Here is a 20,442-nt window from a genome sequence, read left to right on the forward strand (position 1 = left end):
CCAGGGGACCGGGCGGGGCCGCGTACGCGGTGCGTGTCAGAATGAACGCGGGGGATACAGCACCGTATCGGCGGCTCCGCCGCCCTGCGGATCCCCGCCGCCTGCGAACGAGAGACAGCCGACGTGTCGAGACTTGCCGAACTCAGCCTGAAGAACCGCGCTCTCATCGCGTTGATCACGATCTGCGCCGCGATCTTCGGCGGCCTCTCGCTCACGACCCTCAAGCAGGAGCTGATCCCCGCGATCGAGCTGCCGCAGCTGCTCGTGATGACGCAGTACCCCGGGGCGTCCCCGGAGGTCGTCGAGAACGACGTCTCCACGCCCATCGAGACGGCCATCCAGGGCGTGGCCGGGCTCGAGGCGACGAGCGCCACGAGCACCACGAACGCCTCGGTCGTGCAGGCCTCGTTCACCTACGGCACCGACCTGGCCACCGCCGAGCAGAAGCTGCAGCAGGCCGTCAACCGCATCTCGGGCGACCTTCCCGAGGACGTCTCCCCGCAGGTGCTGTCGATCAGCCTCGACGACCTGCCCGTCATCCAGATCGCCGTCACCGGCTTCGCCGATGGCGAGTCGGCGCAGGCGGATCTCGAGGCCGTCGCCATCCCCGACATCGAGGACGTCGACGGGGTCGGCTCCGCGTCGATCGTCGGCGGCATCGGGCAGCGCATCACGATCACCCCGGACCAGGCGGCGCTCGCCGCGCGCGGTCTGTCGCAGCAGGCGATCAACGACGCGCTGCAGCAGAACGGCGTGCTGTTCCCGGGCGGTGAGATCACCGAGGACGGCTCGACCTTCACCGTGCAGACCGGCGTCAAGCTCGCGAGCGCCGACGACCTGTCCGCTCTGCCGCTGCTCGGCGCGACGACCGTCGAGCCGGGAACGGTCACGACCATCGGCGACGTGGCCCAGGTCGAACAGAACACCGACCCGGTCTCGTCCATCTCGCGCGTCAACGGCGAGGACGCGCTGACGATCGCGGTCACCAAGCTTCCGGCCGCGAACACCGTCGAGGTGTCCGAGGGCGTGCTCGACGTGCTGCCCGACCTGCGCGAGACGTTCCCGGACGCCGAGTTCACCGTCGTCTTCGATCAGGCGCCGTTCATCACCCAGTCGATCGAGACGCTCGCGACGGAGGGGGTGCTCGGGCTGGTGTTCGCCGTGCTCGTCATCCTCGTCTTCCTGCTGTCGCTGCGGTCGACGATCGTGACGGCGATCTCGATCCCGACCAGCGTGCTCATCACGTTCGTGGGCCTGCAGGCGTTCGGGTACTCGCTCAACATGCTGACGCTCGGGGCGCTGACGATCGCCATCGGGCGCGTCGTGGACGACTCGATCGTCGTGATCGAGAACATCAAGCGCCACTACGTGGAGGGCGCCGACAAGGGCGCGGCGATCCGGCTGGGCGTGCGGGAGGTCGCGATGGCGATCACCGCGTCCACCCTGACGACCGTGGCCGTCTTCCTGCCGATCGTGTTCGTCGGCGACATGGTGGGCGAGCTGTTCCGGCCGTTCGCGATGACGGTCACCATCGCGATGGTCGCGTCGCTCCTGGTGTCGCTCACGATCGTGCCGGTGCTGGCGTACTGGTTCCTGCGCCCCGGCAAGCCGCTTCGCGACGCGAACGGCGACGCCATCGACCCCGAGCACCCGGACGCGCCGCCGTCCCGGCTGCAGCGCGCCTATCTGCCCGTCCTCCGCTGGACCCTGCGGCACTCGTGGGTGACGCTGCTTCTCGCCGTGCTGGTGCTCGGCGGCACCCTGGCGGCGGCGCCCCTGATGAAGCTCAACTTCCTCGGCGACTCGGGTCAGAACACGTTGACGATCTCGCAGGAGCTCGACCCGACCGCGAGCCTGGACACGGCCGACGAGGCCGCCCGGGAGGTCGAGGAGGCGCTGCAGGGCGTCGAGGGCATCGAGAACGTCCAGGTGTCGATCGGCTCGAGCGGGTCGGCGCTCCAGGACGCGTTCTCGGGCGGCGGCAGCGTGACGTACTCGATCATGACCGACTCGGACGCGGACCAGGAGGTCCTTCGGGAGGACGTCGAGCGCGCGATCGACGGGCTCGAGGACGCCGGCGAGATCACCGTGAACGCCGCTGCGGGCTTCGGCTCGACCGACATCGCCATCACCGTCACCGCCCCCGGGCCCGACGAGCTGCAGCAGGCGACGTCCGACATCGTCGCGGCCCTCGACGGCCGGGACGGCATCGGCCGGGTCACCGACGACCTCGCGGCGTCGCTGCCGTACATCGCGGTCGAGGTCGATCGGGACGCGGCCGCGGCGCGCGGCCTGTCGGAGGTCGCGATCGGCACCATCGTGTCGGGGACGATGCGGCCGCAGCAGGCCGGATCGGTCGAGATCGACGGCACCGCGCTGACGGTGTACATCGCCACGGACGAGCCGCCGACGACGATCGAGCAGCTGCGCCGTCTCACGGTGCCCACTGCGGTCGGACCGGTCGCGCTGGACGACGTCGCGACGATCGAGATGGCCGACAGCCCCACGTCGATCACGACCGAGCAGGGGCGCCGTACCGCGACGATCACCGTGCCGCCGGTCGGCGACGACCTCGCCCAGGCCACCGCATCGATCGACGCGGCCCTCGCCGACGTCGACCTGCCGGACGGGGCCGACGCGGAGATCGGCGGCGTCGCGGAGGACCAGGTCGAGTCGTTCACGCAGCTCGGCCTGGCGATGCTCGCGGCGATCCTGATCGTGTACGTCATCATGGTCGCGACGTTCCGATCGCTGCGGCAGCCGTTGCTGCTGCTGGTGTCGGTGCCGTTCGCGGCGACCGGCGCGATCCTGCTGCAGATCGCCACGGGAGTCCCGCTGGGCGTCGCCTCGCTGATCGGCGTGCTGATGCTGATCGGAATCGTGGTCACCAACGCGATCGTGCTGGTCGATCTCGTCAATCAGTACCGTGAGCGGGGCCTCAGCGCGCACGATGCGACGGTCGCCGGTGCGTCCAAGCGCCTGCGCCCCATCCTGATGACGGCCCTCGCGACGATCTTCGCGCTCACCCCGATGGCGCTCGGCATCACGGGTCACAGCGGCTTCATCTCGCAGCCGCTCGCGATCGTCGTGATCGGCGGCCTGCTGTCGTCGACCGTGCTGACCCTGATCGTGCTGCCGACGCTCTACAACCTCGTCGAGGGCGCGAGCGAGCGGCGTCGCGCCCGGCGGGAGAGGCGCTCGGGCGACCTGGACGCACCGACGCACACCGATCCTGCGGTCGCCGCGCAGGAGCCGGCGGCACCCGTGACAGCGGCTCAGCACGGCACAGGCCGCCCGGCCGACGCCGACATCGCGCCGAGCACGACCGCGCTGCCCAGCGCCACCAGCGTCCAGGTGCCACTGCGGCGCCGCGACCGGCGCCGCAGCTGAGGCGAGGGCGCCGCGACCGGCGCCGCAGTGGCGGGGAGGGTGCCGCTGTCGGCGGGGAGTCGTGGCGTCATGACGGGTGCGCGCCCGTGCCGGCCCGGCTAGTGTCGGGCCCATGATCGCCGACCTGCGCTCCGAAGGTCCTGCGATATCGATCGTCATCCCCGCCTTCAACGAGCAGCGGACGATCCGCGCGTGCGTGCTGGCGGCCATCGACCAGACCCAGCCGGCCGCCGAGATCATCGTGGTCGACAACCTGTCCACGGACGCCACCGTGGACATCGTGCGGGCGCTGCAACGGGAACGCCCGGATGCGCCGCTGCGGCTGATGTCCCAGGGGACGTGCCAGGGGCTCGTCCCGACGCGCGACCTGGGGCTCGACGCCGCGACGGGCGACGTGCTCGGGCGCATCGACGCCGACACCGTGCTCGAGCACGACTGGGTCGAGCAGGTCCGGCGCATCTTCCGCGACGAGACCGTGTCGGCCGCGACCGGGCCGATGATCTATTACGACATGCCGCTGCGTCGCTGGGGACACCGCGCCGACGATGCGCTCCGCCGGGCAGTGCATCGCCTGGCACGAGACTTCCACTACATCTTCGGCAGCAACATGGCACTGCGGGCGAGCGCCTGGCGGGACATCCGGTCGCACGTCTGCCGGGACGCGGCTGACGAGATGCACGAGGACATCGACATCTCCATCCATCTGCACGAGCGAGGGCACCGCGCGGTCTATCGCTCGGCGATGGTGGCGGGCATGTCCGCCAGGCGGCTCGACGACGGCCCACGCGACTACTACAGCTATGTCATGCGCTGGGAGCGGACGTATGACGCTCACGGCATACAGGACGCGAAGCTGCGGGTGCCGATGTGGGTGTTCTCGGCGATCTACCCGCTGCTCAAGGGGGTGCGGTGGGGAGCGACCCGTTCCGGCCGCGCGCTCACCCGCTGACGCCGGCCGGATGCGCCCCGCACGGCCCACCGGCGTTCTCACAGGCCGCCTTGGTATCCTGAACGGTCGGCTTGGGATGCCGCGCAAGAAGCGCGGGTGACGGTGTGTCCTGTTGGCCGCTAGATCACCCCCTTCTGAGAGGTTCGTTTTCGTATGCCCAAGAACAAGAAGCCGGCCGGCGGCCGCCCTTCGCAGAACTTCGACCCGCGTTACGCCAAGAAGCGTGCCGGCGGACCCTTCCGCGGCAACGACGGCGGAGCGCGCGGCCCGCGCCGGGACGAGGGTGCCGGCCGCTACGACCGTGCCGACCGTCCCGCCCGTGACGGAGACCGTCGTTTCGACCGGACGGAGCGTCCGCGCTACGACCGTGCCGACCGTCCCGCCCGTGACGGAGACCGTCGTTTCGACCGGACGGAGCGTCCGCGCTACGACCGTACCGAGCGTCCTGCCCGTGACGGTGAGCGTCGTTTCGACCGCGATCAGCGTCCGTCGCGTGATGGCGAGCGTCGGTTCGACCGGACGGAGCGTCCGCGCTACGACCGTGCCGAGCGTCCTGCCCGTGACGGCGAGCGTCGCTACGACCGTCCCGCGCGTCCCGCGCGTGACGGCGAGCGTCCCTTCGGCCGTGACGACCGTCCCCGATACGACCGGAACGAGCGCCCGCGGTTCTCTCGCGAGGGCGAGCGCCGTTCCTTCGATCGTGACGAGCGGCCCGCCCGCGCCGAGCGCCCGCGTGCCGAGGGCGAGCGCCGTTGGGAGGAGCGCCGTCAGGAGCGTCCCGTGCGCACGCAGGCCGCCGAGGACCGGATCGACGTCGTGCACGAGCGCCTGGAGGCGCAGGCCGTGCAGGCCGACGAGGTCTCCGAGATGACCTTCGCCGACCTCGGTCTCGGCGACAACATCGTGCGTGCGCTCGCCGCGCTCGGCGCCGAGAAGCCGTTCCCGATCCAGGCGTCCACCGCGGCGTCCATCATCGACGGCCGCGACGTGCTGGCCCGCGGACGCACCGGCTCGGGCAAGACCATCGCCTTCGGCGCCCCGCTCGTCGAGAAGGTGCTGCGCGCGAAGGCGGGCGTCAAGCGCGACTTCGGTCGTGCCCCGGTCGCGCTCATCATGGCGCCCACGCGTGAGCTGGCGCTCCAGATCGACCGCACCGTCCAGGCGCTCGCCCGCAGCGTCGGGCTGTTCACCACGCAGGTATACGGCGGCGTGCCCCAGGGCCGCCAGGTCGGCGCGCTCAAGAAGGGCGTCGACATCGTCATCGGCACCCCGGGCCGCATCGGCGACCTGCACCGTCAGGGCAAGCTCGACCTCTCGCAGGTGTCTGTGTCGGTGCTCGACGAGGCCGACCACATGTGCGAGCTCGGCTTCCTGGAGCCGGTGCAGGAGATCCTGCGACAGACCGCCGAGGGCGGCCAGAAGCTGCTGTTCTCGGCGACCCTCGACCGCGAGGTCGCCGCGCTCGTCGACGAGTTCCTCGTCGCCCCGCAGGTCTACGAGGTCGCCGGCGAGACGCAGGAGACCGGGACGATCGAGCACCGCATCCTCGTCGTCGAGCACCGCAGCAAGCCGGAGATCCTCGACCAGCTCGTGGCGCGCGAGGGCAAGACGCTCGTGTTCACCCGCACGCGTGCCTACGCCGAGATGCTCGCCGAGCAGTTCGACGACGCCGGCGTCGACGCCATCTCGCTCCACGGCGACCTCAACCAGGCCAAGCGCACCCGGAACATCGACCGCTTCTCGAAGGGTCGAGCCCGTGTGCTGGTCGCCACCGACGTCGCGGCCCGCGGCATCCACGTCGACGACGTCGACCTGGTGATCCAGGCCGACGCGCCCGACGAGTACAAGACGTACCTGCACCGGGCCGGACGCACGGGACGAGCCGGACGTACCGGACGCGTCGTCACGCTCATCCCGCGCCAGCGCCGTCGTCGCATGACCGAGATGCTCGAGCGGGCCGAGATCGAGGCCCCGTTCGACGACGTGCGCCCGGGCGACGACCTGCTCGACGAGCTGGCCGGGGCGCCCACGGTCGCCGACCTCACCGCCTGACCGTCGCCTGCCGGCGCATGCTGTGCCGGCACGCCGCACCGACGGACCCGCCCTCACCTCCCTCGAGGGCGGGTCCGTCGCGTTCGACGCCCGTGTGCCCGGATAGGCTTTCCCGGTGACTGCAGCGACGCGCATCGACACCTCCCCGATCGACCCCACCGGTCTGCAGACGCACCTGCGCCGCGACGGCGCCGAGGGTGAGGTCACGGCGCAGATCGCCCAGGTCGGAGCGTCGCTTCGCGCGCTCACGGTCGGCGGGGTGGACATCGTCGCGCGGTATCCGGAGGGCACGCCTACGCCGTTCGGCTCGGGTATCGTGCTGGCGCCGTGGCCGAATCGGGTCCGCGACGGGCGATGGAACGACGGCGGGACGGCCCGTCAGCTGGACATCACCGAGCCCGACCGCTCGAACGCGATCCATGGGCTGCTGCGGTACGCGCCGTATGCGATCGACGCGTCGGAGCACAGCGCCACGCTCACCGCATCGATCCATCCCCAGCACGGCTACCCGTACACGCTTCGCACCGCCGTCACGTATGCGCTCACCGACACCGGCGTCGAGGTGACCCACGAGGTCGCGAACGTCGGCGAGGGCGACGCGCCGGTGGCCCTGGGCACGCACCCCTTCTTCTGCATCGGCGGGGTGCCGACCGAGGACCTCGTGCTGGCCCTGCCCGCGCAGAGGGTCTTCGAGGTCGACGACCGCCTGCTGCCGCTCCGGGAGGCCCCCGTGGCGGGCGCGAGCGACCTGAGAGACGGTGCGCGCGTAGGCAGTCTCGACCTCGACACGGGGTTCGGCTCCCTGGTCCGCGGCGCCGACGGCCTCGCGCTGTCGACCCTCACCGCGCCGGATGGTCGCGTCGTCACGCTGTGGCAGGACGAGAACTGGGGATACATCCAGGCCTTCAACACGACCAGGTATCCCGGCCAGTCGATGGCGGTCGCCGTCGAGCCGATGACGGCGCCGACAGACGCCTTCAACTCGGGCGTCGACCTGCGCCGGCTGGCGCCGGGAAGCACGTGGACGGCCCGCTGGGGCGTGCGCTTCTCCGGCCGATGACGCGGACGCTCCGGACGCTCCGCGCGACGGCGTCGACGTCCGTCGCACCGTCGCACGAGCGCGTCCGCCTCGCCGACGACACCCCGCTCACACCCGCGACGTGCGGCGCGCGCCGGGTCAGAATGGGGTCATGAGCTACGCCCAGCGGGTGGCGGACCGTCGCCGGGCGGTCTTCCTGCGTCGCGCCCGCCGTGTGCTGCTGGTGGCGCTCGCCGCTGCCCTCATGCTGATCGTCGAGGTGTCGCTGATCAGCCAGCTCGTGTCGCGGAACGAGTCGGCGGCCGTGCTGGCCGCGCAGAGCCCGGACGATTCCGGCCTGACGATCCCCGTGCCGACGATCGATCAGGTCGAGGCCGAGGAGCCGCGCTGCGAGTCGTCCGCGGCCGGTGACGCGTTGACGGCGAAGGATCCGGCCGCGCTGATCGAGGCGCTCGGCGGTGCCGAACAGCTGCGCGAGGCTGTCGCCGCGGGAGCGGCGCCGTGCGTCCCGCTGGACGATCCCGTGCTGCCGTGGGTGGTGGTGAACAAGCAGCGCGCGATCGTGCCCGTCGACTACGCGCCACAGGTGCAGGTCCCGCCGTCGCATGTGGTCGAGGGCGGGCTCCGCGTCGACGTGGTGGACGCGTTCGAGCGGATGGTCGCCGCGGCCGACGAGGAGGGCGCGGGGCGCGTCAGCCTGTTCAGCGGATACCGCTCGTACGCCACGCAGGTCGCGACCTACGACGCCCAGGTGAGCGCCCGGGGCGAGTCCGAGGCGGACGCGCTGTCTGCGCATCCGGGGCACAGCGAGCATCAGCTCGGCCTCGCCGTCGACGTGGTCGCCTGCGAGGCGGGCGGGTGCGGAACCATCTACCAGCTCGGCGACACGGCGCAGGGGCAGTGGCTCGCCGAGAACTCGTGGCGCTTCGGGTGGATCATCCGTTACGAGGACGGCCAGACGGAGACGACGGGGTACGACCCGGAGCCCTGGCACCTGCGCTACATCGGCGAAGAGCTCGCGGCCGTCTACCACGAGGGCGGGTTCCGTACGCTCGAGGAGTTCTTCGGGCTGCCCGCCGCCCCCGACTACGGATGATCCGCGGTCTCAGAACAGACGCGCCGGCTCGGGCGGCCTCGAGCGCGCCGCAGCCCGGCCGCGCGCGGTCGTGACGATGCGCGAAGGGTTCGCCACAGCGTTCGGCCGCGCCGACGGCTGCTGCCAGGGGTCGCCGTCGGCGCGTCCGTCCAGCCCGTGTGCACGGACGAGCGGACGGATGCGCTGCGACAGCGCGGTGCGGTAGGCGCGGGGCGCGTTCACGGACGCGCCGGGGTAGAGACCGCGGTACACCGGCAGCAGGTCGGGGTGCTCACGCGCGAGCCACCGCATGAACCACGGCTTCACGCCGGGACGCAGGTGCAGCGCGCCGTGCACGACACGGGCGGCGCCGGCCGCGCGCACTCGGGCGAGCGCGGCGTCGAGCGCGTCGGCGGAGTCGGTGAGGTGGGGGAGGATCGGCATCAGGAAGACCGACACGGCGAAGCCCCCGTCCGCCGCGGCGCGCACCGTGTCGAGGCGCGCCTGTGCCGTCGGCGTGCCGGGCTCGATCGCCTGCTGCAGGTCGTCGTCGTAGACCGCGATCGACATCGCGATCGAGATCGGCACCTGCCCATGCAGACGGGACAGCAGGGGGAGGTCGCGGCGCAGCAGCGATCCCTTCGTCAGCACCGAGAAGGGCGTGCCCGACTCGGCCAGGGCGGTCGCGATCCCGGGCATCAGCCGGTAACGGCCCTCGGCGCGCTGATACGGATCGGTGTTGGTGCCGAGCGCGACGTGCTCGCGGTTCCAGCTGCCGCGGGCGAGCTCGCGCCGGAGCACGTCCGCGACGTTCACCTTCACGACGATCTGCGAGTCGAAGTCGCTCCCCGCGTCGAGCTCGAGGTACTCGTGTGTGCCTCGAGCGAAGCAGTAGACGCACGCATGGCTGCAGCCTCGATACGGGTTGACCGTCCAGTCGAACGGCATGCTGCTCGGCCCGGGCACGTGGTTGAGCGCCGACTTCGCGGCCACCTCGTGGAAGGTGATGCCGGCGAACTCCGGCGTCGTCACGGACCGCACGAGACCGTCCAGCCGCTCCATCCCCGGCAGGGCGTCGTCGTCGATCGCCGCCAGCTGCTGTCCCTGCCATCGCATGTCGTCAATCGAACATCCGTTCCATGTCGGTGTCAAGAACAATAGAACGCATGTTCACATGTGTCACCGTGTCCGCCCGTGTCGCTAGAGTCGGGGCTGAGCGCCGCGAGCGGGCGGTGCCACCCTGTTGGAGGAACCGATGAGCACGCCCACGCCCGATCAGCCGCCCCTGCAGGGTGCGCCGTACCCGCCCCCGCCGGCGTACCCGACGGTCAACGTGTACGGCTATCCGCCGCCGCCCCGCACCAACGGGCTCGCGGTCACCTCGATGGTCATCGGCCTCGCCGCGGTGTTCAGCGCCGCGGTGGCCTGGGTGCCGGTCATCGGCTGGTTCACGCCCCTCTTCCCGCTGGCGGCGGTGATCCTGGGGCACATCGCCGTCGTGCAGATCAACCGCAGAGGTGAGGGCGGCAAGGGCATGGCGATCACCGGGCTCGTGCTCGGCTACGTGCTGATCGCCGTGAACCTGGCGATCATCGGGCTGATCGCCGCCGTGGTCGGCACGTTCGTCGGCACCGCCGTCAACCTGAGCTGAGTCGCTCCCGCCTCGCCGCGCCCCGTCGGGCGATGCGCGGCGACGGGGCGATCGGCGATGGGCGCTCAGCCGCCGGTCGTCGGGCGTCGGCGTCGCACCGACGCGGCGACGCCGGCGTGGCGCAGTCGATCGGCGATCAGGATCCCCAGAGCCGTGGCGGCCACGCAGCTCGCGATGGTGAGGGCGAAGAATCCGACGATCGCGACCGGCGACATCGACCAGAGATCGAAGGACGCCGCGGCGGCGATCGGGTAGACGACGCCCACCGCGACGGCGCCCGCGTAGTGCTGCCAGAGGGTCCAGAATCGCCACAGCACCACGAGGAAGAGCGCCTCGGGGAAGAACGACCACCACGCGTTGGTGAGCACGCTGTAGAAGCCGTAGCCGGAGAACGGGGCGATCACGAGGCCGGCGATCACTCCCGTGAGCAGCCCCGCCATCGGCCGCTGCAGCAGGCGCAGGGCGATGACCGCCGGCAGGATCCAGAGCCCGGCGATCGCGACGGAGGCGAAGGGCACGGTCGCGAACAGAGCGGTGGAGACCCAGTTCGCGGGCGCCAGCAGCAGCCCGCCCGCGACCCCGAGCGCGGCGCACGTCAGGAGATACGCCGTCGAGACGCGGCTCACGACGCCTCGCCCGAGGCGCGTGCCGCCTTCGGTGCGGGGGACGCTGACCCGGACCGCCAGTAGCCGACGAAGCTGACCGCGTTCCTGTCGAGGCCGCGTTCGCCGACCAGCAGGCGACGAGCGCCGGTCGCCAGCGCCTGCTCGCCGACGACGAAGGCGTGCAGGCCGGGCTGCGTCACGTCGGCCTCTCGCAGCGCCGCCAGGGCCCGGGCGCCGGGCACCTGGTGCGGGTCGTCCCGCACCAGCCACCGCACCTCGACTCCCGCGGGGCGATCGAACTCCAGCACGTCGTCCGCGTGCGGGGCCTCGATCAGCACGAGCCCGGAGGCGTCGTCGGGAAGCGTCGCGCAGACCCCGGCGATCGCCGGCTGTCCGGTCTCGTCGGCGACCAGGAGCACCTGTCGCACTCCTCGCTCCGGGTTGAATCCGAGGCCCTCGTCGATGATCACGACGTCCTCGCCCGGCGCGCACGTCTCGGCCCAGCGCGACGCGGGGCCCGCCGTCCCGTCGGAGGCCGATCCGTGGAGCACGAAGTCGACGTCGATCTCCGGCCCGCCGTCGGCGCTCGACGCGCGGTACGCGCGGACCGTGTAGTTGCGCATCACCGGGCGCAGGCCGTCCGGGATGCGGAGGTATCTCAGGTACCCGAGCAGACGGTTCGCCTTGGCGGGCAGGCGCTCGAGTCCCTCCTCGCCGCTGACCGGCAGGAAGATCCGGAACCACTGGTCGTATCCCATGGGGCGGAACCGTTCGATCTCGCCGTCGGCGAGCGTGATGCGCATCCAGTGCGGTGACAGGCGCTCGGCGCGACGCACGGTGAGGCGCAGCAGCTCCTGCTGGGCCGGTTTCACGAGGCGGGCGGAAGATGCCATGGTGGTCCTCTCGATGCGGGTCAGAGGGTTGGTGCGAGCGTGGGGGTCACGACGAAGACCGCGGCGCAGGCGGCCCAGGAGAGCAGGACGAACACCAGGTCCCGTCTTCGCAGCGGCACGACGTGACGCTCGGTGCGCGTGGGGAAGGCGCCGAAGGCGCGAGCGTCCATGGCGAGGGCGACGCGCTCGGCGTGTCGGATCGCGCTCGCCAGCAGGGGCACGACATAGCCCCAGGAGCGCGACAGCCGCGCGAGCGGTCCGCGTCCGCCTTGGCCGCGCACGCGATGCGCGGCCCTGATCACGTCGAGCTCATGGCTGAAGCGCGGCACGAAGCGGTACGCCGCCAGCGCCGTGTAGCCGATGCGGTACGGCACGCGCAGGTGCTGCACCGCGGCGCGCACGAGGTCGGGGCCCGCCGTCACCGCGCCGCTCAGCACCGCGAGCATCACGATCGCCGCGAGCCTCAGAGAGGTGGCGAAGCCGATCGCGAAGGCGCCCGTGCGCAGCGTCCAGTCGCCGACGCGCAACGCGATAGCCGTCTCGGACACCTGTGCCGGATCGATCCACAGCGAGAACCCGACGCCCACCACCGCCACCCCGAGCGGCACGCCCGCCGCGAGGCCGAGCGTCAGCCGACGCGGCAGCCGTGCGCCGACGAGCAGCACGACCGCCGCCAGCAGCAGCATCGCGAGCGGCGTCGCGACGTCGCGGGTGAACACGAGCGCGATCATCGCCGGCGCGGTGGCCGCGATGAGGGCGAGCGGGTTGATGCCGTGCAGGAAGCGCCATGCGGGGGCGGGCGGGAGAGGCGCGTACGGATCGATGACGGCGGTGCGCTGAGGGGCGATCGTGCCGTCGCCTCGATCTCGCGACGGGCCCGTCGTCGACGGCGTCGCCGTCGGACGTCCTCCGACGGCGACGGTCGAGACCGCGCGAAGCGCGCGATGGACCGGCGGCAGTCGCAGCCCGGCGCCCTCCAGCAGCCCCTCGTCGGCGAAGACCTCCACGGTGCGTCCCGATGCCACGACCTGGCCGTCCGCCACGACGACGACGTGCGTCGCGTGCTCGGCGACCAGCTGCAGGTCGTGCGTGACGATGAGCACGGTCGTGCCGCCCGCGTGCAGCTCGCGCAGCAGCGTCAGCAGCTCGGACGCCCGAGCCCGGTCCTGCCCGAAGGTCGGCTCGTCCAGGGCCAGCAGAGACGGGCCTGCCGGCCCTGCGCCTCCGGAGATCAGCGCCGTCCCGACCGAGAGGCGCCGCTTCTGGCCGCCCGACAGCAGGAAGGGGTGGGCCTGCGCGCGCTCCGTCAGGCCGAACCGATCGAGCATCGCCTCCACGCGCGGGCGCACCTCGTCGTCGGAGGCGCCGCGCAGGCGCAGCCCGTGCGCGAGCTCGTCGAACACCGTGTGCGCGATGAACTGGTGCTCCGGGTTCTGGAACACGTAACCGACCCGTGCCGACAGCGCGCGCGGCGACGCCTCGGCCGGGTCGAGCCCGGCGGTGCGGATACGACCGGCCGGCGGCTCGTCGACACCGGCGATCGCCTGCACGAGAGTCGTCTTGCCCGCGCCGTTCGGCCCGATGACCGCGGTGAACGACCCGGCGGGGATGTCGAGGTCGACGTCGCGGAGGATCTGCGCGCGGTGCTTCGTCACGCTCAGGCCGCGCACGCGTACCGCGGGCGGCTCGGCCCCCTCCTGCCAGGCGGCGCCGCCCAGCAGGGCCGCTCCCGCGGCGTCGCGCTCGTCGGGTTCCAGTGCGTCGCGCAGGTCGTCGGGCGTGAGCGGAAGCGGATCGATCGGCCGACCGCCGTCCCGCAGCCGCAGCGCTGCGAGCGTCGCCGACGGCAGCCAGACCCCCATCGCGTCGAGCGCATCGGCGTGGTCGCGCAGCACCGCCTGCGTCGGCCCGTCGAAGGCGACCCCGCCGACGGCGTCGAGCACGACCACCCGAGTCGCGAGGCCGACTGCGGCGTCGAGGTTGTGCTCCACCAGGACGATGGCGCGGTCCCTCTCGGCCACCACCTCCGCGAGGGCGGCGTAGACGTCGTCGATGCCCACCGGATCCAGGTTCGCCGTCGGCTCGTCGAGCACCAGGACGGGCGGGTCCATGGCGAGCGCGCAGGCGATCGCCAGTCGCTGCCGTCCGCCGCCGGACAGGCGGTCCGGGTTCCACGACCGGTGCTCCCACAGGCCCATGCGGCGCAGGGCGCGCTCGGAGCGTGCGAGCACCTCGTCCGGCGGCAGCAGCAGGTTCTCCACGGCGAACGCGACCTCGTCGAGCAGCGTGCCGGCGACGAGCTGGGCGTCCGGGTCCTGGAAGACCATCCCCACGCGCGTGCTGAGCTGCGCGACGGTGTGCGACGCCGTGTCCAGCCCGTCGACCTCGACGGTGCCGTCGAGCGTCGCCGGCAGCGCATGGGGCACCAGGCCGTCGAGCGACAGCGCCAGAGTCGACTTGCCGCAGCCGCTCGGGCCCAGCAGCAGCACGACCTCGCCGAGCCCCACGTCGAGCGACACTGCGCGCGGCGTCGGCCGCACCGCGTCGGGATGCGTGATCGAGACGTCGGTCAGGCGCAGGAGGGGAGGCGTCTCGGCCAGGGGCACGGCCTCACCCTAATACGAGCGACTTAGGGCGGCCTAACCCTGTCGGGACGCCTCGGTGCCCGCGACCCCGGCCCGGCGCAGCGCGGCCGAGACGGACAGGCCGACGATGCTCCACGCGACGGGCCCGGCGACCGCGAGCACGATGTAGAGCACCTGTGCCCACAGGGCGAGGTTCTCGAGGTCGGCGGCGAACGCGACCGCCACGGCGACGAGGGCCCCGATCGCGACGGCGGTCGCGATCAGGCGCAGCGGCGACCAGGACCGGTACCGGCCGATCGCCGCCGACGCCTCCTGGACGCCGCCGAAGAGCAGTGCGGTCAGCAGGAACTGCCAGAGGTACATGGGGGCGAACGCGCTCGACACGAGGGCGGCGAGCACGTGCGTGGCGAGCGCGGCACCGGGACGCCGCAGCAGCCGCTGGGCGATCACGCCGGGCAGCACGTGCACGCCGAGCACGAAGCCGTACACGACGGGGGCGGCCGCCAGGACGGCGATCGTCACCCATCCGGCCACCGCTCCCAGCAGGCCGGTGGCGACGCCGACCGCCGCGCACACGAGCAGGGTGCGGGTGTCGAGCGAACGTGCCATGTGCTGAGCCTAAGGCGTGACCGACCGTCGGGCGTGCGACGGTCGGTCGCCCGCGCCCGCGATTTCACACTGCGCGCGAGCGCCCGGGCAGGGATAATGCCCTCATGGGAGCGCGAGCCGGTGCAGGGACCTACACGATGCGCGTCATCGGCGTGCTGCTGCTGCTCGCCGGCGCCGCGGTGCTGGCGTTCCAGCTCTTCGCCCCGCAGCAGGTCGAGCACGCGTACGGGGTGGTGAAGACCGAGGTCACGAAGCGGGTCGACGACGTGCGCGAGGAGGTCTTCGAGGAGCTGCCGGTCGTGAAGCTCGGTGTGTCGGGCGGCATCCCGGAGCTCGACCGCTGCGACGGCACGTTCACCGAGATGCTGTCGTACGAACGCGAGGGCGTGCCCCCGGTGTGGGCCGCTCACAACAACTGCGGCGGCGACGTCGCCCTGCCGTGGGAGATCGGCCAGCGCATCCAGGTCGAGGGCAGCGACGACGTCTACGAGATCGTCGACATCCGGCTGACCTCGAAGATCTGGTCGAGCACCGACGACCTGGTCGGTCTGGGCGGCGAGCTCGCGCTGCAGACCTGCTTCTACGGCGTCGACGAGATGAAGTTCATCGGTCTGACGAAGGTGGCCTGAGCCGCGTCCGACGCCCTCGTCGTGTGAGCTCGCGCGTGGGTCGGCGATGGTCGCGGCCTGGGCCGCGCCGGGTCGGGGGTGCCCCGCGGCGGATCACGCCGAGGACTCTCCCGGAGTCGCGGCGTCCGTGGGCGTCTCGCCGGGCCAGTCGACGACCGCGCCGGCGACCTCGTTCTTCGTCAGGTAGGACGCGATGAACGGGCACACGGGGACGATCGTGTCGCCGCGCTGGGCGGCGTCGGCGAGCGCCTCCGACGCGAGGACGTCGCCGAGCCCCTGCCCTCGGAACGCGGGGTCGATCTCGGTGCCCGTGAAGCGCACGCGTCCGGTCTCCTCCTCGAACCGCGCGAAGCCCGCGAGCGTCTCCTGACCGTTCTCGTCCGGCACATGCAGCTCGTAGCGCGCCTCGTCGTCGTTCCGTGTCACCTTCACGTCCGCCATGGTGGCTCCTCTCGTCGGAACCTTCACGCTACGTCGTGTCCGCACGGCGGGGAAGCCGCGCGCCGTGACCGTTGTGGACGGTCGGCGCGGTCGTCGGCGACCCCGCCTAGACTCGATCGGGTGACGCCGACCAGCCCCGATCCCGCTCCCCGCTGGGGGTCGTGGGCCGCGATGCCGTCGCCGGACGGCGCGCCGGAGGATCAGGGCGGTCCGGGCGACTGGATCCCGTACGACGAGCCGCCGTTCGACCCGTATCAGGACGTGCCGCCTCCGGACGAGTGGGTGCCCCCGAACGAGCCGGCGGGGCAGCGCACGCCGGTCGCGCCGCCCGCGTCCGGCGTGCGAGCGCCGCAGCATGCGACCCCGCTCGAGGCGCTCAAGACCGTCTACGGATACGACGCCTTCCGAGGTGACCAGCAGCAGATCGTCGAGCACGTCGTCGGCGGCGGGGACGCCGTGGTCCTCATGCCCACGGGCGGCGGCAAGAGCGTCTGCTACCAGGTTCCCGCCCTCGTGCGCGAGGGCACCGGTCTCGTCGTCTCCCCGCTCATCGCGCTCATGCACGACCAGGTGGACGCGCTCGTCGCCAACGGCGTGCACGCCGCCTATCTGAACTCCACGCAGGCGCCCGACGAGCGCGCCCGAGTCGAGCGCGCGTACCTCGCCGGCGAGCTCGACCTGCTCTACGTCGCGCCGGAGCGCCTGGGCGGCGAGCAGACGCTGCGCCTGCTCGAGCGCGGCACGCTCAGCGTGATCGCGATCGACGAGGCGCACTGCGTGTCCCAGTGGGGGCACGACTTCCGCCCGGACTATCTCGCGCTCGGCGGCCTCGCCGATCGCTTCCCGGGGGTGCCGCGCCTGGCGCTCACGGCCACGGCGACGCCGGAGACGCACCGCGAGATCACCGAGCGCCTCCGGCTGCCGGAGGCACGCCACTTCGTCGCGAGCTTCGACCGGCCGAACATCCGGTACCGCATCGAGGCGAAGAGTGAGCCGCGCGCGCAGCTCCTGTCGTTCATCCGATCGCAGCCCGAGGGGTCGGCGGGGATCGTGTACGCGCTCAGCCGGAAGTCGGTGGAGCAGACGGCTGAGTACCTGGCGCGTCAGGGCATCGACGCGATCCCGTACCACGCGGGCCTCGACGCGGCGACGCGGGCGCGTCACCAGTCCCGTTTCCTGCGCGAGGACGGCGTCGTCGTCGTCGCGACGATCGCGTTCGGCATGGGCATCGACAAGCCCGACGTCCGCTTCGTCGGCCACATCGATCTGCCGAAGTCCGTCGAGGGGTACTACCAGGAGACGGGGCGCGCGGGCCGCGACGGCGAGCCTGCGCAGGCGTGGATGGCGTACGGGCTGGGCGACGTCGTGCAGCAGCGGCGGCTGATCCAGCAGGGTGACGGCGACCGGGCGATCCGGCAGCGCCAGGGACAGCATCTCGACGCGATGCTCGCCCTGTGCGAGACGGTGGGCTGTCGCCGGCAGAACCTGCTCGGCTACTTCGGTCAGGCGTCCGAGCCGTGCGGCAACTGCGACACGTGCCTGACGCCGCCCGAGACGTGGGACGGCCTGGTGCCCGCCCAGAAGCTGCTGTCGACGATCGTGCGCCTGAAGCGCGAGCGCAACCAGGCGTTCGGGGCCGGGCACCTCATCGACATCCTGCGCGGCGGGTCGACCGACCGCATCCGCAAGATGGGCCATGACGCCCTCTCCACCTACGGCCTCGGCGCAGACCTGTCGGAGCAGGACTGGCGAAGCGTCATCCGCCAGCTGCTGGCGCGCGGTCTGCTGGTCGCTCAGGGCGAGTACGGCACGCTCGCGCTGAGCGAGGCCAGCGGAGGAGTCCTTCGCGGCGAGACGCCGGTGCCGCTGCGCCGAGACGCGATCGGTCGGGTGTCGCGCTCCGGCGGCCCGCGCAAGGCCTCGGCCGCAGACCAGCTGGCGCCGGAGCATCGCGAGCTGTTCGAGGCCCTGCGCTCGTGGCGCGCCGAGCAGGCGCGCGAGCAGGGCGTTCCCGCGTACATCGTGTTCGGCGACGCCACGCTGCGCGCCCTGGCCGAGCACCGTCCCGCGAGCCTCGACGCGCTGTCCGGCATCAGCGGCATCGGCGAGCGCAAGCGCGAGGCCTACGGCGACGCCGTGCTCTCCGTCATCGCCGCGAACTGAGCTTCCTCCCGCTCTTCGGCAGGTTCTCACGGCCCTCTTCGGGGTGTCCACGGCGCCCCGGAATGACCGTACGGACAACCCTGTGTCTTTTATGCGCTTTTTATGTCGATATCCTGGACATGCCAGTTGACTGGCTGACACACTCTCGCTGAGTAAACGCTGAGTGGGTGGCTCCCGTCTGCTTGAGCCGGTGGGCGAGCCTGCGATGACCGAGCAGGAGGGGTGTATGTCTGTCGAACGTAAATCCGATGCGCAGGAGCATCTGAGACGAAGGAGGCTCCTGCCGCTGGCCGGAGTAGCCGTCTCGGCGCTCGTGGCCGGGGGCGCATACGCGGGAGCATCGGGGGCGAACGCGCTCGAGTCCGACGTCACAGAGGCGGAGGGCCGCGTTCTCACGTTCAGCGAGGGCACGATCGATCTCGATCAGGTCGCCGCCCTCGTGGAGGCCTACTCGGCGGTACCGAGCTCGCCTGATGTCGATGCGAGCCCGTTGGCGCTGTCGCTCCTCGACGGCATCGATCTGGGCCTCGGCAACGGCGTGCAGCTGTTCACCGACGGCACGAACAACGGCGTGATCGGTGTCGGCGCTCTCGGACAGCACGCCGAGACCGACGAGGCGCGGGCCTACGGAGCCTCGGGCGCGGTGTCCGATGCCGGCGCCATCTCCTGGGGCAGCACCGACCCCGCTGACAGCGCCTACCTGGACCTCGGGAATCTGCTCGACGTCGTGGGCGCGGAGATCGGCGTCGAGGACCTGGTCGAAACGGTCGTCTCCGACCTGCGGCTCGACCTTGGCGCCGTCAGCGCGTCGGCGGAGAAGACCGTCGACGGCACGGCCGAGGGCGACTACCAGATCGCCGACGGGCGGCTCGTGATCACGAGCCCTGCCATCGGAGGCCTCGCCGAGACTCTGGACACAACCGCCGCTGAGCTTTCCGACGCCCTGAACAGTGCACTCGGGGAGGGCGGGGCTCTCGACAGCGCTCTGTCAGCCGTGACCGACGAGGTCATCGCGCCCATCACTGATGCGATCAGCGCCATTCCGCTCGTCGGCCAGGCCGTCGCGATCGATGACGTGACCATCGAGGCGACCGTCGACGTCGACCTGTCGAACGCACTCGCGCCGCTCCTGACCGAGCAGTTCACGAGCGACGACGCCGCGCTGACCATCGATCTGAGCGAAGGCACGATCGAGGTCGACCTCGCGCGCCTCATCGCGGACACCCAGGGTGGCGTCTACGACGGCACCCTCAACAACCTGCCTGAGGACACCGAGCTGCTCACGCCGGACCTCGTTCAGGCGATCCTCGACGGGACGGCGGGGACGCTGCTCGACGAGATCCCTGCACGGGCGTACGAGCTCGTCACGCAGGCGCTCGACAGCACCGACGTGAACATCGCGATCGGCGGAGAGATCTCGGCGGTCGGCGGAGTCGTCAGCGGCACGCTGGACGTGCAGCTCGACGGTCAGCTGGGTCAGCTTCTCGACCCCGACGCCGAACCGCTCGCCGTGGACGCCTCGGGAACCTCGATCAGCGTGGGGCTTCCGCCGCTCGCCGTCACGGTGCCGGTCGGGACTATCGCCGAGGCGCTGCTGACGCCGATCACGACGGAGGTGCTGCCCGTTCTGGGCGGTGTGTTCAGCGAGGTGCTGGAGGGTGCCGGCCTGACGGACACGATCTTCCGTGCACCGGTCGAGGCGGTGAACGCCTTGCTGACGCCGCTCACCGACGTGCTCAACGGCGTCGTGTCGCTGACAGCCAACGTGAAGGAGGACCCGGGGACGTTCACGACCGACACCGCGCACTCGCCGGGCTCGTTCACGCAGCGCGCCCTCGAGCTGACGCTGCTGCCGATCCTGGACGAGCCGGTGGTGTCGCTGTCGCTCGCCTCGGCCACCGTCCGCGCGGACGCCGTGGCGTACGACACGTCGATCGAGGTCTCGCCGACCGAGGTCGCTCCGGGCGAGACCACGACGATCGAGGGCACCGGCTTCGCGCCGGAGGAGACGGTCGTCATCGAGATCACCGACGCCGACGGCAACGTGATCGGCACGATCGAGGTCACGGCGGACGAGAACGGCGAGTTCTCCGAGGAGTGGACGGTGCCGGAGGGCACCGAGCCGGGCGTCCTCGACGTGGTCGCCGAGGGGGAGACCTCCGGGACGCCGGCCACGGACGAGCTCACCGTCACGGACGGCACGAGCGGGTCGGACACCGACGCCAACGCGGACACGGATGCCGATGGCAACGTGAACGCGGCGGCTTCGGCGTCGGCGTCGGCGAACGCCGATGACGACTCGAACGCCTCGGCTCAGGCGGCTGCTCAGGCGGCGGCGGACGCGGATGCGAATACGGCGGC

Annotated in this window: 15 protein-coding genes; 9 read left to right on the forward strand and 6 right to left on the reverse strand. The window is 71.7% G+C overall.

The window, feature by feature from the left end:
* Positions 1–123 precede the first annotated feature (123 nt).
* From K5S26_RS16650 to K5S26_RS16670, 5 genes are all read left to right on the forward strand, one after another.
* The gene (locus tag K5S26_RS16650) at positions 124–3,390 is read left to right on the forward strand and encodes an efflux RND transporter permease subunit (RefSeq protein ID WP_221860274.1); all 3,267 of its coding nucleotides are present in this window, start codon (positions 124–126) and stop codon (positions 3,388–3,390) included.
* Between the two features lie 112 nt (positions 3,391–3,502).
* Complete coding sequence (locus tag K5S26_RS16655; RefSeq protein WP_221860276.1) at positions 3,503–4,339, forward strand: glycosyltransferase family 2 protein; 837 nt, start codon at positions 3,503–3,505, stop codon at positions 4,337–4,339.
* A 153-nt stretch (positions 4,340–4,492) separates the two neighbouring features.
* Entirely contained in the window at positions 4,493–6,391 is a 1,899-nt protein-coding gene (locus K5S26_RS16660; protein WP_221860278.1) for a DEAD/DEAH box helicase, read from the forward strand.
* 115 nt (positions 6,392–6,506) lie between these two features.
* Positions 6,507–7,451 (forward strand): aldose 1-epimerase family protein, encoded by a 945-nt coding sequence (locus K5S26_RS16665; protein WP_308123041.1) that lies wholly within the window; start codon positions 6,507–6,509, stop codon positions 7,449–7,451.
* 130 nt (positions 7,452–7,581) lie between these two features.
* Positions 7,582–8,526 carry a M15 family metallopeptidase gene (locus K5S26_RS16670; protein WP_221860280.1) on the forward strand — a complete coding sequence of 315 codons (945 nt, stop codon included), beginning with the start codon at positions 7,582–7,584 and terminating at the stop codon, positions 8,524–8,526.
* 9 nt (positions 8,527–8,535) lie between these two features.
* On the opposite strand, the gene K5S26_RS16675 is transcribed toward K5S26_RS16670, so the two are convergent.
* Entirely contained in the window at positions 8,536–9,621 is a 1,086-nt protein-coding gene (locus tag K5S26_RS16675; RefSeq protein WP_221860282.1) for an Rv2578c family radical SAM protein, read from the reverse strand.
* A 139-nt stretch (positions 9,622–9,760) separates the two neighbouring features.
* On the opposite strand from K5S26_RS16675, the gene K5S26_RS16680 reads away from it, so the two are divergent.
* Positions 9,761–10,156 carry a DUF4190 domain-containing protein gene (locus tag K5S26_RS16680; protein WP_221860284.1) on the forward strand — a complete coding sequence of 132 codons (396 nt, stop codon included), beginning with the start codon at positions 9,761–9,763 and terminating at the stop codon, positions 10,154–10,156.
* A 65-nt stretch (positions 10,157–10,221) separates the two neighbouring features.
* Here the strand turns inward: K5S26_RS16680 and K5S26_RS16685 are convergent, their stop codons facing one another.
* Genes K5S26_RS16685 through K5S26_RS16705 form a run of 4 tightly spaced genes read right to left on the reverse strand, consistent with a single transcriptional unit; the run spans position 10,222 to position 14,848 of the window.
* Positions 10,222–10,782: an ECF transporter S component gene (locus K5S26_RS16685; RefSeq protein WP_221860286.1), complete on the reverse strand. Its 561-nt coding sequence runs from the start codon at positions 10,780–10,782 to the stop codon at positions 10,222–10,224.
* Positions 10,779–11,654 carry a siderophore-interacting protein gene (locus K5S26_RS16690; RefSeq protein ID WP_221860288.1) on the reverse strand — a complete coding sequence of 292 codons (876 nt, stop codon included), beginning with the start codon at positions 11,652–11,654 and terminating at the stop codon, positions 10,779–10,781. Before K5S26_RS16690 ends, K5S26_RS16685 begins: the two co-directional genes overlap by 4 nt.
* Positions 11,655–11,674: 20 nt before the next feature.
* Complete coding sequence (locus K5S26_RS19250; RefSeq protein ID WP_372454421.1) at positions 11,675–14,260, reverse strand: ATP-binding cassette domain-containing protein; 2,586 nt, start codon at positions 14,258–14,260, stop codon at positions 11,675–11,677.
* A 33-nt stretch (positions 14,261–14,293) separates the two neighbouring features.
* Positions 14,294–14,848, reverse strand: coding sequence for an ECF transporter S component (locus K5S26_RS16705; RefSeq protein ID WP_221860290.1), 555 nt, complete (start codon positions 14,846–14,848; stop codon positions 14,294–14,296).
* A 104-nt stretch (positions 14,849–14,952) separates the two neighbouring features.
* Here K5S26_RS16705 and K5S26_RS16710 point away from each other — a divergent pair, with 104 nt between their 5' ends.
* Positions 14,953–15,477 carry a hypothetical protein gene (locus K5S26_RS16710; RefSeq protein ID WP_221860293.1) on the forward strand — a complete coding sequence of 175 codons (525 nt, stop codon included), beginning with the start codon at positions 14,953–14,955 and terminating at the stop codon, positions 15,475–15,477.
* A 93-nt stretch (positions 15,478–15,570) separates the two neighbouring features.
* Here K5S26_RS16710 and K5S26_RS16715 read toward each other — a convergent pair whose 3' ends face one another.
* Positions 15,571–15,918: a GNAT family N-acetyltransferase gene (locus K5S26_RS16715; RefSeq protein WP_221860296.1), complete on the reverse strand. Its 348-nt coding sequence runs from the start codon at positions 15,916–15,918 to the stop codon at positions 15,571–15,573.
* A 171-nt stretch (positions 15,919–16,089) separates the two neighbouring features.
* Between K5S26_RS16715 and recQ the strand changes: the two genes are divergently transcribed.
* Both recQ and K5S26_RS16725 read left to right on the forward strand, forming a co-directional pair.
* On the forward strand, positions 16,090–18,081 hold the full coding sequence (gene recQ, locus K5S26_RS16720; protein WP_221860311.1) for a DNA helicase RecQ: 1,992 nt from the start codon (positions 16,090–16,092) through the stop codon (positions 18,079–18,081).
* A gap of 226 nt (positions 18,082–18,307) precedes the next feature.
* Positions 18,308–20,442 (forward strand): choice-of-anchor G family protein (locus tag K5S26_RS16725; RefSeq protein ID WP_221860298.1); only part of this gene is annotated, 2,135 nt, incomplete at its 3' end.

This window comes from Microbacterium marinilacus, assembly GCF_019753765.1.
GTDB lineage: Bacteria > Actinomycetota > Actinomycetes > Actinomycetales > Microbacteriaceae > Microbacterium > Microbacterium marinilacus.

Excerpts from the sequence above, each read along its gene's own strand:
- K5S26_RS16655 (WP_221860276.1), top strand. The coding sequence starts at position 3,503 with ATGATCGCCGACCTGCGCTCCGAAGGTCCTGCGATATCGATCGTCATC.
- K5S26_RS16660 (WP_221860278.1), top strand. The coding sequence starts at position 4,493 with ATGCCCAAGAACAAGAAGCCGGCCGGCGGCCGCCCTTCGCAGAACTTC.
- K5S26_RS16670 (WP_221860280.1), top strand. The coding sequence starts at position 7,582 with ATGAGCTACGCCCAGCGGGTGGCGGACCGTCGCCGGGCGGTCTTCCTG.
- K5S26_RS16675 (WP_221860282.1), bottom strand. The coding sequence starts at position 9,621 with ATGCGATGGCAGGGACAGCAGCTGGCGGCGATCGACGACGACGCCCTG.
- K5S26_RS16680 (WP_221860284.1), top strand. The coding sequence starts at position 9,761 with ATGAGCACGCCCACGCCCGATCAGCCGCCCCTGCAGGGTGCGCCGTAC.
- K5S26_RS16690 (WP_221860288.1), bottom strand. The coding sequence starts at position 11,654 with ATGGCATCTTCCGCCCGCCTCGTGAAACCGGCCCAGCAGGAGCTGCTG.
- K5S26_RS16705 (WP_221860290.1), bottom strand. The coding sequence starts at position 14,848 with ATGGCACGTTCGCTCGACACCCGCACCCTGCTCGTGTGCGCGGCGGTC.
- K5S26_RS16710 (WP_221860293.1), top strand. The coding sequence starts at position 14,953 with ATGGGAGCGCGAGCCGGTGCAGGGACCTACACGATGCGCGTCATCGGC.
- K5S26_RS16715 (WP_221860296.1), bottom strand. The coding sequence starts at position 15,918 with ATGGCGGACGTGAAGGTGACACGGAACGACGACGAGGCGCGCTACGAG.
- recQ (WP_221860311.1), top strand. The coding sequence starts at position 16,090 with ATGCCGTCGCCGGACGGCGCGCCGGAGGATCAGGGCGGTCCGGGCGAC.